Annotated in this window: 13 protein-coding genes; 8 read left to right on the plus strand and 5 right to left on the minus strand. The window is 69.4% G+C overall.

Going from position 1 to position 13,380, the window contains the following annotated elements; translation table 11 throughout:
• Window positions 1-7: 7 nt before the first annotated feature.
• From ubiB to JW792_RS11550, 4 genes are all read right to left on the minus strand, one after another.
• Window positions 8-1,552 (minus strand): 2-polyprenylphenol 6-hydroxylase, encoded by a 1,545-nt coding sequence (gene ubiB, locus JW792_RS11535; RefSeq protein WP_135995699.1) that lies wholly within the window; start codon window positions 1,550-1,552, stop codon window positions 8-10.
• 63 nt (window positions 1,553-1,615) lie between these two features.
• Window positions 1,616-2,851, minus strand: coding sequence for an RNA polymerase sigma factor (locus JW792_RS11540; RefSeq protein WP_135995698.1), 1,236 nt, complete (start codon window positions 2,849-2,851; stop codon window positions 1,616-1,618).
• Window positions 2,841-3,182, minus strand: a complete 342-nt coding sequence (locus JW792_RS11545; RefSeq protein WP_135995697.1) for a YciI family protein — start codon at window positions 3,180-3,182, stop codon at window positions 2,841-2,843. The genes JW792_RS11540 and JW792_RS11545 overlap by 11 nt, the downstream gene beginning before the upstream one ends.
• Window positions 3,183-3,286: 104 nt before the next feature.
• Complete coding sequence (locus JW792_RS11550; protein WP_135995922.1) at window positions 3,287-4,066, minus strand: class I SAM-dependent methyltransferase; 780 nt, start codon at window positions 4,064-4,066, stop codon at window positions 3,287-3,289.
• Between the two features lie 113 nt (window positions 4,067-4,179).
• Between JW792_RS11550 and JW792_RS11555 the strand changes: the two genes are divergently transcribed.
• The 8 genes from JW792_RS11555 (at window position 4,180) to recF (ending at window position 12,083) form a co-directional block, all read left to right on the plus strand.
• The gene (locus JW792_RS11555; protein ID WP_206340787.1) at window positions 4,180-4,458 is read left to right on the plus strand and encodes a hypothetical protein; all 279 of its coding nucleotides are present in this window, start codon (window positions 4,180-4,182) and stop codon (window positions 4,456-4,458) included.
• Window positions 4,459-4,476: 18 nt separating this feature from the next.
• Window positions 4,477-5,340, plus strand: coding sequence for a bifunctional DNA-formamidopyrimidine glycosylase/DNA-(apurinic or apyrimidinic site) lyase (gene mutM / locus JW792_RS11560; protein WP_135995695.1), 864 nt, complete (start codon window positions 4,477-4,479; stop codon window positions 5,338-5,340).
• Between the two features lie 92 nt (window positions 5,341-5,432).
• Window positions 5,433-6,416, plus strand: coding sequence for a TraB/GumN family protein (locus tag JW792_RS11565; protein WP_158291586.1), 984 nt, complete (start codon window positions 5,433-5,435; stop codon window positions 6,414-6,416).
• A gap of 143 nt (window positions 6,417-6,559) precedes the next feature.
• A complete protein-coding gene (locus JW792_RS11570; protein WP_135995693.1) occupies window positions 6,560-7,336 on the plus strand; it encodes an enoyl-CoA hydratase in 777 nt (258 codons plus the stop codon).
• A gap of 119 nt (window positions 7,337-7,455) precedes the next feature.
• Window positions 7,456-7,725, plus strand: a complete 270-nt coding sequence (gene rpsT / locus JW792_RS11575) for a 30S ribosomal protein S20 (RefSeq protein ID WP_135995692.1) — start codon at window positions 7,456-7,458, stop codon at window positions 7,723-7,725.
• 509 nt (window positions 7,726-8,234) lie between these two features.
• Window positions 8,235-9,653 (plus strand): chromosomal replication initiator protein DnaA, encoded by a 1,419-nt coding sequence (dnaA, locus tag JW792_RS11580; protein WP_241094959.1) that lies wholly within the window; start codon window positions 8,235-8,237, stop codon window positions 9,651-9,653.
• A 130-nt stretch (window positions 9,654-9,783) separates the two neighbouring features.
• Window positions 9,784-10,902 carry a DNA polymerase III subunit beta gene (gene dnaN, locus JW792_RS11585; protein ID WP_135995690.1) on the plus strand — a complete coding sequence of 373 codons (1,119 nt, stop codon included), beginning with the start codon at window positions 9,784-9,786 and terminating at the stop codon, window positions 10,900-10,902.
• A gap of 50 nt (window positions 10,903-10,952) precedes the next feature.
• Entirely contained in the window at window positions 10,953-12,083 is a 1,131-nt protein-coding gene (gene recF / locus JW792_RS11590; protein ID WP_241094960.1) for a DNA replication/repair protein RecF, read from the plus strand.
• Window positions 12,084-12,194: 111 nt separating this feature from the next.
• Here recF and JW792_RS11595 read toward each other — a convergent pair whose 3' ends face one another.
• On the minus strand, window positions 12,195-13,361 hold the full coding sequence (locus JW792_RS11595; RefSeq protein WP_135995689.1) for a hypothetical protein: 1,167 nt from the start codon (window positions 13,359-13,361) through the stop codon (window positions 12,195-12,197).
• Window positions 13,362-13,380 lie beyond the last annotated feature (19 nt).

The raw sequence follows: 13,380 nt of genomic DNA on the forward strand, positions 1-13,380 counted from the left end.
GCGTGCGTCAAGCCAGCGCCAGGACCGCCCAGAGCGCGCCCGCCCCGGCCGCCGCGCCCAGCACCGCGCCGAAGACCCAGCCGGGCACGCCGCGGCGCTTCCGGGCGGGTTCGCGCAGCGGATGCTCCTTCAGGCGCGCGGCGGCCTCGGTGAGGTTTTCCAGGGTCTCGGGCAGCTTGCGGAAGCTCTCGCGCAGGCGGCGGAGATCCTCGATCACGTCGCGCGCGATCCCTTCCGGGCCGAGCTCGCGCTTCATGAAGCGCTCGACCGCCGGAGCGGAGGCCTTCCACATATTGTGCTCGTCCGACAGCGACCGGCACACGCCCTCGGCCTGCACCATCGTCTTCTGCAGCAGGACGAGCTGGGGCTGGAGATGCATGTCGAACAGGTCGGTGATCTCGAAGAGCTGCATCAGGACGCGGCTCATCGGCACCTCGCTCGCCGTCTTGCCGAAGATCGGCTCGGCGACGGCGCGCAGCGCGCTCGCGAAGTCGGCCTTCGAATGGCGCTCCGGCACGTAGCCGGCCATGAAATGGGCTTCGGCGGCCGCGTCGTAGTCCTTCACCAGGAAGCCGTGCAGGATGAGGGCGAGATAGCGCCGCTCGGCCGCTTCGAGCCGGCCCATGATGCCGAAATCGACGGCCCACAGCCGGCCCTCGGGCGTGACGAAGAGATTGCCGGCATGCATGTCGGCGTGGAACACGCCGCGGTCGAGCGCGGTCGCCAGGAAGGCGTCGGTGATGTCGGCCGACAGCTTCAGCGGATCGATGCCCGCCGCCTGGATGCGGGCGGTATCGGTGAGCGGGATGGCCTCGATCCAGTCGGTGGCGAGCACCCGCTTCGTCGTGTAGCGCCAGTCCACCTCGGGGATGAAGAAGTTCTGCGCCGCCGCCGCGGCCTCCTTCAGCTCGCTGGCCGAAGCCGCCTCCAGGCGCAGGTCGAGTTCGAGCGTGAGCGAGCGCGCCACGGTCTCCACGAAGGCCTTCGGCTCGAGGCGCTTCGATTTCGGGAACAGGCCTTCGGCGAGGCGGGCGCCCAGGCGCAGCGCGGCGATGTCGCGCGCGATGCGCTTCTCCACGTCGGGACGCAGGATCTTCACTGCCAGCGTGCGCCCGTCCTTCGTCACCGCCCGGTGGACCTGGGCGATGGAGGCTGCGGCCACGGCCGGGCCGAACTCGGCGAACTCCTGCGCGATCGGGACGGAAAGCTCGCGCTCGAAGATGGCGCGCGCCTCGCCGTCGGGAAACGGCGCCATCTTGTCCTGCAGCCGGGCGAGCCCGCGCGCGAACTCGGCCCCGATCACGTCGGCGCGCGTGGCCAGCACCTGGCCGAACTTCACATAGGAGGGGCCCAGCTCTTCCAGCGCGCGCGCCAGGCGCTCGCCGGGGTTGGAGGCTCGATCGCGGATCGCCACCAGGCGCGCGACGCGCCCCAGGACGCGCGCGGGGGCGGGCAGGCTCTCCTGGTATTCGCGTGGAAAGATCGCGTCGTGACGCGCGAGCGTCCACGCGGCGCGGCCCAGCCGGCCGATATGTCCAAGCGTGCGAAACATCGCGGAAGGTTTAGGGCGCCCGCTCCGGCTTGGCGAGGGGGGCGCGGCAGGAAAGCACCTGCATCAAAGCGCCGCGCAGCGCGCCTGCAGCCAGTCGCGCACGGCCGGGTCCGCCGTGAGGGCGAGCGCCCGGCCATAGGCCTCGCGCGCGGGTCCGGGCTGCCCGGCCTGCGCCAGCCAGTGCGCACGCGCGGCATGGAAGGGCTGGTGGCCCGCCAGCGCCTTGCCGGCGCTCGTCTCGAGCGCGTCGAGACCGGCGAGCGCGGCGGCCGGCCCGGCGATCTCCCCCTGCACGCAGGCGCGCGCGATGTGCGCCCCGAGCCCCGCCCCTTGCGCGATCAGGCCATCGTAGAGCCGCGCGAGCGCCGTCCAGTCGGTGCGCCCGGTCACCGCCCGTGCGGCATGGACCGACTGGATGGCCGCTTCCAGCGAGAAGCGTCCGGGCGGGCCGAGCGCCAGCGCGCGCCGGAGCCCGGCCTCGGCCTGCGCGATCAGACGATGGTCCCAGAGCGCGGTGTCCTGCTCCGCGAGCGGCACGAAACCGCCGTCCAGCCCGCGCCGGGCACGGTGGCGCGACTGACAGTATCTCAAGAGGGCGAGCAGGCCGTGCGCCTCGGCTTCGCCCTGGAGGAACTCGGCGACGAGGCCCGCCAGGAACAGAGCCTCGCCGGCCAGGCCCTCCGGCCCGGCGCCGTAATCGGCCCAGCCGTCGGTGTAGGCGGCGTAGACCGCGTCGAGCACCGCGGCGAGGCGGTCCGCCGCCTCTTCCGGTTCGGGCATGTCGAAGGCGATTCCCGCGTCCTTGATCTTGCGCTTGGCGCGCGACAGGCGCTGACCCATCGCCGCCGGACTCACCAGGAAAGCCTGCGCGATGCGCGCCGCGTCGAGGCCGAGCACGGTCTGCAGCATCAAGGGCGTGCGGATGGCGGGATCGATGGCCGGGTGGGCACACACGAACATCAGCCTCAGCCGGTCGTCCGGGAGCGGCCGGTCGGGCCGGGCGGGATCGAGGAGGGACACCAGCTCGCCTGTCGCGGCGTCCCGCGTCTTCTCGCGCCGGCCGGCATCGATCAGGCGCCGGCGCGCCGCGGTCAGCAGCCAGGCCTCGGGCCGGTCCGGCACGCCGTCGTCCGGCCAGCGCTCCAGCGCGCGGGCGAAGGCATCGGCAAGCGCATCCTCGGCGGCGGCAATGTCGCGCGTGCGCCGGGCGAGGCTGGCGAGCAGGCGGCCATAGGCCGTGCGGGCGGCTAGCTCGGCCGCCGCCCGCGCCTCGCAGCTTGTGGCGAGTTCATCCGCCATAGTCGGGCACGGGACGCACCTCGATCGTCCCGTACTGCGCCGCCGGGCAGCGCCGCGCCCAGTCGAGGGCGGCGTCCATGGTGTCCGCCTCGATGACGTAGAAGCCGCCGAGTTGCTCCTTCGTGTCGGCATAGGGGCCGTCCTCGACGCGCCCGGCCTTCAGCGTGCGGGCCGTGTGCGAAGGCGAGAGCGGCTCGCCGGCGACCATCGCACCGGCCCTTGCGAGCGCCTCGACATAGGCCATGTGCTCGCCGATCACCTCCCTCCGCTCGGCCTCGCTCAAACCGGCCCAGGCGTCTTCCGCCTCGTAGAGCAGGAATGCGAACTTCATCGCGCGTCTCCTTGGCTGCCGTCCGCGCCGGCGCGGATGTTCCGCCGGCCTCATATTACGACGCGCGGGAGCGGTCCGCTTCGACAATCTCGCAGGAGACTCTTCTAGAGCTTCCACCCCATGTGCAGGGCCGCGATGCCGCCGGAGAGGTCGGTGACGGAGACATTGGCGAAGCCGGCGGCCTCGACCTCTTGCCGGAAGGCCTGCTGGTGGGGAAAGCGGCGGATGGATTCGACGAGATACTGGTAGCTGTCGCGGTCCTTCGCGATGAGCTGACCGAGCGCGGGAATCGCGTTGAACGACCAGGCGTCGTAGAGGCGCGCGAGGGCGCGCGTGGTGGGCCGGGAGAATTCCAGGCAGAGGAAGCGCCCGCCGGGCTTGAGCACGCGGTGCATCTGCTTCAGCGCCGCGGCGCGGTCGGTGACGTTGCGGATGCCGAAGCCGATCATCACGCAGTCGGCCGAGCGGTCCTCGAAGGGCAGCATTTCCGCGTTGGCGCAGACCCAGGCGAGGTCCTCGCGATCCCCGCGCCTCAGTCCCGAACGCATCATCTCGAAATTGATGTCGGCGACGACGGCCCGGGCGGGCGGACCGCCGGCGCGCCGGCGCACCGTCTCGGCCCGGTCCAGGAAGGCGCGCGCGAGATCGCCCGTTCCGCCGGCGACATCGACGAGCACCTCGCCGGGGCGCGGATTGGCCCGGGTGATCGTGATGTCCTTCCACACCCGGTGGATGCCGAGGCTCATCACGTCGTTCATCAGGTCGTAGCGCCGCGCCGAGCGGTCGAACACGGAGCGCACGAGGGATTGCTTCTCCTCGCGGGGCACCTGCCTGAAGCCGAAGGAGGTGGTGTCGCCGGGCGGGTTTGTCTCGGTGTCGCTCATGAGGTCTACATAGCCGGGCCGGGCCGTGCGGGCCAGCGCGCACATGAGCGCAGGTCCTGACTGATAGAATTATGCTTGCCTGCGGGCGCGCGCATGCGCGAAGCTCGTTAACCATGAGCCTGTCGCCCCCCATGCGGCCCGAGACAGAGGCGGAAACCCTGCGCGACCGGCTGTCGCGCATGGAACGCCAGCTCGCTCACGTCGAGCAGCTCCTCGCCGCGCTGGCACGTCACGCCGGGATCGACGCGGGTGACTGTCCCGCCTGCGGCTACGGCCGGCTGCAATACACGGTCGACAAGACGCACCGCACCTTTGGCGTCGTGAGCACGGCGTGCGATAGCAGCGAGCAGGAGCCGGCCGCGGAGAGCCCAACGCGCGTTTCACCGGCCTGACCGGCCGGGAACACGCTCATGCCCGAACTGCCCGAAGTGGAAACCGTGCGCCGCGGCCTCGTCCCGGCGATGCAAGGCCGGCGCATCCTGAGTGCAACGGCGAACCGGCCCGATCTGCGCTTTCCTTTCCCGCCAGGTTTCGAACGGCGCCTGGCCGGCACGCGGGTCGAGCGCCTGGACCGGCGGGCGAAATACCTGCTGGCGCGGCTGGGCTCGGGCGAGACGCTGCTGATGCACCTGGGCATGAGCGGGCGGTTCACGATCGAAGCGGAGGATCTCGCGCGCCAGCCGGGCGATTTCGTGCACGCGTCGGGGGCAAACCCGGTCCATGACCATGTCGTGTTCGAGCTCGAGGGCGCGGTGCGGGTCACCTACAACGATCCGCGCCGCTTCGGCTTCATGACGCTGTTCGCGACCGGCGAGGAAGAGGCCCAGCCCTTCCTCGCCGGGCTCGGTCCGGAGCCGGATTCCAATGCGTTCTCCGGCGCCTATCTGTCCGAGCGGCTGACGGGGCGGAAGACGCCGGTCAAGGCCGCCCTGCTCGACCAGCGCGTGGTTGCCGGGCTCGGCAACATCTATGTCTGCGAGGCGCTGTGGCGCGCGCAGATCAGCCCGCGCCGGCTCGCGAACTCGGTGGCCGGCGTGCGGGCCGAACGCCTCGCCCCGGCGGTGCGCGCCGTCATCGCCGAGGCGATCGCGGCGGGCGGATCGACGCTGCGCGACTTTGCCGGAGCGGACGGGGCGCTGGGCTATTTCCAGCACCGCTTCGACGTCTATGGCCGCGAGGGCGAGCCGTGCCGGCGCGAGGGCTGCGGCGGAACGGTGCAGCGCATCGTGCAGTCGGCGCGTTCGAGCTTCTTCTGTCCGGCGTGCCAACGCTAGGCGAGGTGAAGCCTCGCTTGATGCCCGGCTCGAGGCATGTCAATGTCGCTTTACACCCGGCACGCGGGATGCCGGCCAGACGGGGACGAACCATGCGCCAGAGATCTTTCCTCATCCTTCTCATCCTGGCGGTAGCCACCTTCGGCGCCGCGCTGTGGTGGATGAATCGCGACACGGGCGGGCAGGTGCCGGACGCCGCGGAGCCGGTCACCCGAGCCGAGGCCGAAGCCGGGCCGGAAACCGAGGCAGCCGAGCACGATCCTGCGCTCTGGTCGATCTCGGATGCGGATTCCACCGTCTATCTCTTCGGCACGGTTCATATCCTGCCTCCCGAGCTCGACTGGTACAGCGACGAGGTCCGCGCCGCGTTCGGCGAGGCCGACACCCTCTATCTCGAGGTCGACGCCCTGAGCCCGCAGGCCCAGGCCGAGATGCAGTCCATGATCCCGCAGATCGGCATGCTGCCCGCGGGCGAGCGGCTGACGGCGAAGCTGAGCGAGGAGGCCCTCGCCCATCTCGAGCGGATCGCCGAACGCCTCGGCATGCCGGGCGAGGCCCTGAAGGCCGCCATCGACCCGTTCATGCCCTGGCTCGCCAGCCTTCAGCTCGCCGTCGCCCAGATGCAGGCGGCCGGCTACGACCCGCAATCGGGCGTGGAACAGGTGCTCACGGCCGAAGCCGGCGAGGCGGGCATGGCATTCGGCTATTTCGAGACCGTCGAGGAGCAGCTCGCCTTCCTGTCCTCCATGCCGATGGAGGTCCAGCTCGCCGATTTCGAGACCGGACTGGAGCAGATGGTGGAGAACCCGGACATGCTCGACGACCTCGTCGCGGCCTGGACGCAGGGCGACATGGAGCGGCTCGACGCCATCATGAACGAGGAGCTGCGCGAGAGCACCCCGGAAGCCTACGAGGTGCTGATCGTGCAGCGCAACCGCAACTGGGTTCCGCAGATCGCCGGGATCCTGGAGGGAAGCGGCACGGCCTTCGTGGCGGTCGGCGCCGGCCACATGCCCGGAGAAGACGGCGTCATCAACCTGCTTCGCGAGCAGGGGCTGGAAGTCACGCGGCACTGAGCGCCGCCCGGCGCGCATACCTGCCATGCGGCCCGCCTTCGGGGTGTCGACCCGGAGGCGGGCTTCATGTATGGGTTCGCGCCGAACCTGGTGTCCCACCTGTCGCTGCCGGTGCTCCCGGCGCGCCGAACCCGGAGGGCCGAATGGCCTACAAGACGATCCAGACCAAGACCGAAGGCCGTGTCGGCGTCATCACGCTCGACCGCCCCAAGGCGCTCAACGCCCTCAACGAGGAGCTGACCGGCGAGCTCGCGGACGCGCTCGCCGGGTTCGAGGCCAACGAGGATATCGGCTGCGTGGTCCTGACCGGCTCGGCCAAGGCCTTCGCCGCCGGCGCCGACATCAAGGAACTGCAGGACAAGGACTATATCTCGCTCTACATGAACGACCCGTTCGAGAAGAGCTGGGAGTCCGTCGCGCGCTTCAGAAAGCCGATCATCGCCGCGGTCTCCGGCTATGCGCTCGGCGGGGGCTGCGAGATCGCGATGATGTGCGATTTCATCATCGCTGCGGACACCGCCAAGTTCGGCCAGCCCGAGATCAATCTCGGCGTCATGCCGGGCGCGGGCGGCACGCAGCGCCTGCCCCGCGCGGTCGGCAAGTCCAAGGCCATGGACATGTGCCTGACCGGGCGGATGATGACTGCCGAGGAAGCCGAGCGCGCCGGCCTCGTCTCGCGGCTTGTGCCGGCCGACGACCTCATGGACGTCGCGATGGAGGCTGCGGAGACGATCGCCTCGAAATCGCTCCCCATCGCGATGATGACCAAGGAAGCGATCAACCGCGCCTTCGAGATCGGCCTCACCGAGGGCATCCGCTTCGAGCGCCGCGTCTTCCACTCCCAGTTCGCGACCGAGGACCAGAGCGAGGGCATGGCCGCCTTCGCCGACAAGCGCGCGGCGCACTTCAAGCACCGCTAAAAGCAGGCCATACCGGTTGACGACGGGGCGCGGCGGGGATATACGCCGCGCCTCATGTTTCTACGGGCGCGCCCGCGACGGCGGCGCTCCGGCACTCACAGCAAGGCGTCGAAGAGTCCATGGCGAACACAGCCTCCGCGAAGAAGATGGTGCGCAAGATCGCGCGCCGCACCGCGATCAACAAAGCCCGCCGTACGCGCATGCGCACCTTCGTGAAGAGGGTCGAGACCGCGATCGCGGCCGGCGACCAGGCCAAGGCGACCGAAGCGCTGCGCCAGGCCGAATCCGAGGTGATGAGCGCGGTCTCCCAGGGCGTGATCCACAAGAACACCGGCTCGCGCAAGGTCTCGCGCCTCGCGCACCGCGTCAAAACGATGACGGCTCAGTAAAAATTCCTCTTTGACCGGATGGTCTTCGCTGACGCCCGCGCTCTTCGCGCGGGCGTTTTCGTGACCGGCACCCGTCTTGGCGTGATGGCCCGATTACCCTTTGCTGCAAGGGGAAAACGCACCCCCGGCGGAGTCATGAAATTGATGACTCCGCCGCGGCGATCCGAACGCCTTGAGAACACGAAAACGGCGCAAAATTTTTTTCACGCGCCAAGGCCTCAGCGTGCTTACGAAAAATCCCTGTCAAGCGCAAAAACGGGTCGCGCGGGCGGTTAATGCGGTTGATTCGATCCGTCGTCTGGGTACTCTTACGGACCTGACGCAAGTCTTCTCCATACGGAAAAGATAGACAGGACGGAGCCGGGAAAACCTCTTTGCTCCGAACGGGAAAATTGCGTCTTAAAAACAAGCACTTGACCGCAGGAATAACCTGCGGCGCGAACTGAGGTTTGGGGACTATGGGGCTGAACAATTCGGCGCTTTCCGCCGCATCTGCACACGAAGGAAAAATGACCCACGCGACGCCCGTTTTCGCGACGTGGCGCGAGGTTCGCTCGCGTCTCCGCCAGGAGTATGGCGATCTGGTCTACGCCTCCGAGATCGCCCGACTGCGTGTGGAGGAGGATGCCCATGGACGGGTGTGCGTGATCTGCCCGACGGAGTTCGGGCGAGCCTGGGCCGAGGACAATCTGGGAACGCGACTGCGCGCGCTCTGGGCCGCCTTCGACAGCGAGCCGCGCGACGTCCTGATCCTGGCCGAATCCGCCGCGGCATCGGCCGTGGTACGCCAGAGCGAGCCGGCCGCGCCGCGCCGGGCGCCGAACGCCCTGCCGATGCGCGCCCTGCAGGGCACTGCAGCCATGCCGACCGCACCCGGAACGCCGGCCGAGCGCCCGGCGGGCTCTCCGGTGCGCTTCACCTTCGACACCTTCATGGTGGGCTCGGCCAACGTGATGGCCGTGACCGCGGCCAAGGCGATCGCCGGGTCCTCCGAGCCGCCGTTCAATCCGGCCTTCTTCCACGGCGATTACGGGGTGGGCAAGACGCACCTGCTCGCCGCGATCGCCCATGCGGTGGGCCTCGGGGAATCCCGGCGCAAGGCGCTCTACCTGACCGCGGAGGAGTTCCTGAACGGTTTCCAGTCGGCGCTGCGTGCGCGCGACGTGCAACCCTTCAAGGACCAGGTCAGGAGCTGCGACGTCCTGCTGATCGACGACGTGCACTTCATCGCCGGCAAGCCGCGCACCGAAGACGAGTTCCTGCACACGATCGCGGCGCTGATCGCGGACGGCAAGCAGGTCGTGCTCGCCTCCCACACCGCGCCGGACCAGCTCCAGATCGCCGACGGCCGCCTGAAATCCCTGCTGCGCGGCGGCTTCGCCTGCCCGCTGCAATCGCCCGATCTCGATCTGCGCCGCAAGATCATCGACTGCAAGATCGCCCAGGCCCGCAGCCATTGCGCCGATCTCGACGTGCCCGAGAACGTGCGCGACTTCCTGGCGGCCCGCATCACGACGTCGGCGCGCGAGCTGGAAGGCGTGCTCAACAATGTGATCGTGCGCACCGCCTATCTCGATCGGCCCGTCACCCTGGAGACCGTGGAGGAGGCGCTGTCGGAGCTGCCCGTCAAGACCGAGCGCCGGGTCAGCGTGGACGAGATCCAGAAGACGGTGGCGGCGTATTTCAACCTCACCGTCGACGACATCCTGTCCAAGCGCCGCACCCAGTCGGTCGTGCGTCCGCGCCACATCGCGATGTATCTCGCCAAGACCATGACCACGCGGTCGCTGCCCGACATCGGGAACCGTTTCGGGGGGCGCGACCATTCCACCGTGATCCATGCCGTGAACAAGATCGCAGAGCGGCTCCCCTCTGATGGCGTCCTCGCCGAAGACGTGGAAGCCATCAAACGCCGCCTGCGCGGCTGACCCCCCTCAGTCAGCCCGGAACGGCCGCAAGAACCCCCTTCTTGCGGCCGTTTCCTTTGGTCTATGGTTTGTGCAAACCTGTAAGACGATTCAGATTCCCGATTCGTCACTCTTCAACGAGGCGACAGCGATGAAGCTCACCATCGAGCGCGCGGTGCTCCTGAAAGCCCTCGGCCACGTCCAGGCGGTCGTGGAGCGGCGCAACACGATCCCGATCCTGTCCAACGTGCTGATCCAGGCCAGCGGCGACCACGCCCGCCTGACGGCCACCGACCTGGACATGGAGATCGTCGAGGAGGCCGAGGCGCGCGTCGAGCGCGAAGGCCAGGCGACCGCTCCGGCCCACACGCTCTACGAGATCGCGAGAAAGCTGCCCGAAGGGGCCGACGTGACGCTGGAGATCGGCGGCGACGATCCGCGGCTCTTCCTCTCTGCCGGCCGGTCGAAATTCCACCTGCCGAGCCTGCCGCCGGGCGATTTCCCGGTCATGCCGGCCGAGGACCTCGAGGTAAGCTTCTCGCTGCCGGCCGAGGATCTCGCCCGCCTCATCGACAAGACCCGCTTCGCCGTCTCCACCGAGGAGACGCGCTATTACCTCAACGGAATCCACATGCATCCGGCCGAGCGCGAGGGCCGCAAGGTGCTGCGCGCTGTCGCGACCGACGGCCACCGTCTGGCGCTCGCCGAGGCCGACCAGCCGGGCAATGCCGGCGACATGCCCGCGGTGATAATCCCGCGCAAGCCCATCGGGGAGCTGCGCCGCCTGCTCGAAGACCTGGACGGCGATGTCGAGATGAGCGTGAGCGAGGGCAAGATCCGGTTCCAGCTCGGCGCGGCCGTGCTCACCTCCAAGCTGATCGACGGTACCTTCCCCGACTACGAGAGGGTGATCCCGCGCGGCAACGACAAGATCCTGCGCGTCGACCGCGCGCCCTTCGCCCAGGCCGTCGACCGTGTCGCCACGATCAGCCAGGAGAAGTCGCGCTCGGTGAAGCTCTCGCTGTCGGACTCCAACCTCGTGCTCGCGGTGAACAATCCCGAGAGCGGGACGGCGAGCGAGGAGCTTTCGGCGGACTATTCCTCCGAGGACCTCTCGATCGGCTTCAACGCGCGCTACCTGCTCGACGTCGCCGCGCAGATCGTCGGCGACGAGGCGATCTTCGAGTTTGCCGATTCCGCCTCCCCGACCCGGGTGACCGACAGCGGGGACCCGAACGCGGAATACGTGCTGATGCCGCTGCGCGTGTGAGCGGGCCGGACACCAGAAACGACATTCTCACGGCCGCGCCTCGCGCGGCCGTGACGCGTTTGAAGCTCACCAATTTCAGGAATTACGCCGCGCTCGACCTTGCGCTCGACACCCGCCCCGCCTGTCTCTACGGGCCGAACGGCTCGGGCAAGACCAATCTCGTCGAGGCCGTGTCCTTCCTCGGCCCCGGGCGGGGCCTGCGCGCGGCCGGCGCGGATGCCGTCCGGCGCAAGACCGCGCAGGGTCCGGCCGAGATCTGGGCGGTGTTCGCCGAGGCCCTCACGCGCGAGGGACCGGTCACGCTCGCCACCGGGGCCGACCCGGCCGACCCGGCGCGCAGGAAGACGCGCCTGGAAGGCGCGGCGGCGACGCAGACCGAGCTTGCCCGCCTGTTCCCGATGATGTGGCTCACCCCGCGCGAGGACCGGCTCTGGGCCGGCCCGCGCGCCGACCGGCTGAAATTCTTCGACCGGTTGGTGCTCGCCGGGGAGCCGACCCACGGCCAGACTGCGCTCGATTACGAGAAGGCGATGCGCCAGCGCCAGCGCCTGCTCGACCGCGCCGAGGAGGGCACACGCATCGATCCGGACTGGCTCGCCGCGCTGGAAGCCGAGATGGCCGCGTCCGGCGTCGCGCTCGCCGCCGCACGGCTGGAAGCCCTGGTGCGCCTGCAGGGCGAGATCGACGCGCGCCCGGAAAGCCGCTTTCCCAAGGCCGCTCTCGGCCTGGAGGGCACAGTGGAATCCCTCCTGGCCGAGGGCGCGCGCGCCGGCGAGGCCGAGGACCGCTTCGCCGCGATGCTGGAACAGGCCCGCCGGCGCGACGGCGCGGCCGGGCGCCCGCTCACCGGCCCCCACCGCACCGAGATCGCGGCCCTTCACCGGGAGAAGGACCAGCCGGCCGCGGAGTGCTCGACCGGCGAGCAGAAGGCGCTGATCCTCGGGCTCGCACTCGCCCAGTGCGCCGCGCTGACCCGGGCGAAGGGGGCGGCCCCGGTCCTGATCCTCGACGAGGCCTGCGCCCATCTCGACGCGGCCCGCCGCGAGGGGCTCGCGAACGCCATCCTGGAAATCGGGCTGCAGGCCTGGCTCACCGGCGTGGAGCGCGGGCTGTTCGAGTCCTTCGCCGATGCGGCGCAGTATGTCGAGGTGAGCGAGGGAACGGCGCGGGTGGTGGCCTAGGCCGGCCATCTCCCAGGTCCTGGCCCGGGCTCGGGAGGCCGCAGCGTCTGCGTTACGGCTTGGCTCCCCCGGCCGGTGCTCCGCATCGCCGGAGAATGGCAGCGGCGAGGATCATCCCGCCCGCATCCTGCGGACCGGCGACAGCCCCACCCAGTCGATCGCGGGCAGGTCGTCCTCGCGCGCGATCGCGCTGGCAAGGCCCGGCAGGAGCTGGCAGGCATCGTCGTGGCTGACCCGGCCGAGCCGGCTCTGCGCCTTCCAGTAGCTCCAGTAACTCGTCAGATGGGTCAGCGCCGCGGCGTGGTCGCCGATGGCGCGGAACATGTCCGGCGCGCGGCGCAGCAGCAGGCACATGGACTGGGCGTCCCCGTCCTTGACGAAGGCGGCCACGACCGCGTGATAGGTCTCGCGCGCGGCCTTGAGTTCGCCCCAGCGCAGGCGGATCGAATCCCGCATCTGGGCGATCACCGGCTGCAGCGGACGGTGGCGGTAGACCGCATCCTCCATTTCGAGGTCGGCAAGATCGGAGAGCAGGGTCGTCAGCCCGCCGGAAATCTCCCCGGCCGACCAGATGTAGTAGAGGATGCCCTTCCAGCCGTGCACGCCGTCCTCGAACTCGGCGGGGCTCATCTTCAGGGCGAGACGCAGCTGGTCGCGCGTCAGGCTCCTCGTGTCCTCGAAGAGCACCTTGGCGAGGCGGTGCGATTTGGAACTCGCGCTCGCGCGCCCGAGCGCCAGCTCGCCGATTTCGGACATGTGATCGAAGACGAAGGCCCTGAGCTTGGTCTCGTCGGCCTCGTTGAGCGAGAAATAGCGCGGGTCGATGCGTCGCCCGCCGAACTGGACATGCAGCAGGTAGGGGTCGAAGGACGGGCTCCTGGAGAGGACCTGCAGCGTCTCCATGTCCTCGATGAACTGCTCGCTGAGAAAGGGCTCGTCGTCCGGCCCGTCGAGCCGGCCCATGAACTCCACGAGGCGGGCTTCGAAATTGCCGGACTCCAGGAACATCCAGAAGGCGCCGAGCGAGAGGTCGTGCCGGTCGATCGGCAGGACGAGCTTGGTGACGATCGCCCGGCGCGAATAGACCATGCCCTGCTCGTGGCGCCTGAGATTGTGCTTGATGACGAAGCAGCGATTGAGCCGGTCGTTGTGGAACAGCCGGTGCGGGGAGTCCTTCAGGTCGGGAAAGCGTGCATGCAGGCCGAACAGGTCGAGCACGCGCGGGGAGCATCCCCCGCGCACCAGGCGCTTCAGATCGTAGGGCTTCTGGATCAGCATGCGAGCCGGGCTCTTTTCG

This window comes from Marinicauda algicola, assembly GCF_017161425.1.
GTDB lineage: Bacteria > Pseudomonadota > Alphaproteobacteria > Caulobacterales > Maricaulaceae > Marinicauda > Marinicauda algicola.

What these genes read in the sequence shown, in the direction of transcription:
- JW792_RS11545 (WP_135995697.1), bottom strand. Translation starts at nt 3,182, where the DNA reads ATGAAGTTCGCATTCCTGCTCTACGAGGCGGAAGACGCCTGGGCCGGT.
- dnaN (WP_135995690.1), top strand. Translation starts at nt 9,784, where the DNA reads ATGAAGCTCACCATCGAGCGCGCGGTGCTCCTGAAAGCCCTCGGCCAC.
- rpsT (WP_135995692.1), top strand. Translation starts at nt 7,456, where the DNA reads ATGGCGAACACAGCCTCCGCGAAGAAGATGGTGCGCAAGATCGCGCGC.
- JW792_RS11595 (WP_135995689.1), bottom strand. Translation starts at nt 13,361, where the DNA reads ATGCTGATCCAGAAGCCCTACGATCTGAAGCGCCTGGTGCGCGGGGGA.
- dnaA (WP_241094959.1), top strand. Translation starts at nt 8,235, where the DNA reads ATGACCCACGCGACGCCCGTTTTCGCGACGTGGCGCGAGGTTCGCTCG.
- JW792_RS11555 (WP_206340787.1), top strand. Translation starts at nt 4,180, where the DNA reads ATGAGCCTGTCGCCCCCCATGCGGCCCGAGACAGAGGCGGAAACCCTG.
- mutM (WP_135995695.1), top strand. Translation starts at nt 4,477, where the DNA reads ATGCCCGAACTGCCCGAAGTGGAAACCGTGCGCCGCGGCCTCGTCCCG.
- JW792_RS11540 (WP_135995698.1), bottom strand. Translation starts at nt 2,851, where the DNA reads ATGGCGGATGAACTCGCCACAAGCTGCGAGGCGCGGGCGGCGGCCGAG.
- ubiB (WP_135995699.1), bottom strand. Translation starts at nt 1,552, where the DNA reads ATGTTTCGCACGCTTGGACATATCGGCCGGCTGGGCCGCGCCGCGTGG.
- JW792_RS11550 (WP_135995922.1), bottom strand. Translation starts at nt 4,066, where the DNA reads ATGAGCGACACCGAGACAAACCCGCCCGGCGACACCACCTCCTTCGGC.
- JW792_RS11565 (WP_158291586.1), top strand. Translation starts at nt 5,433, where the DNA reads ATGCGCCAGAGATCTTTCCTCATCCTTCTCATCCTGGCGGTAGCCACC.
- JW792_RS11570 (WP_135995693.1), top strand. Translation starts at nt 6,560, where the DNA reads ATGGCCTACAAGACGATCCAGACCAAGACCGAAGGCCGTGTCGGCGTC.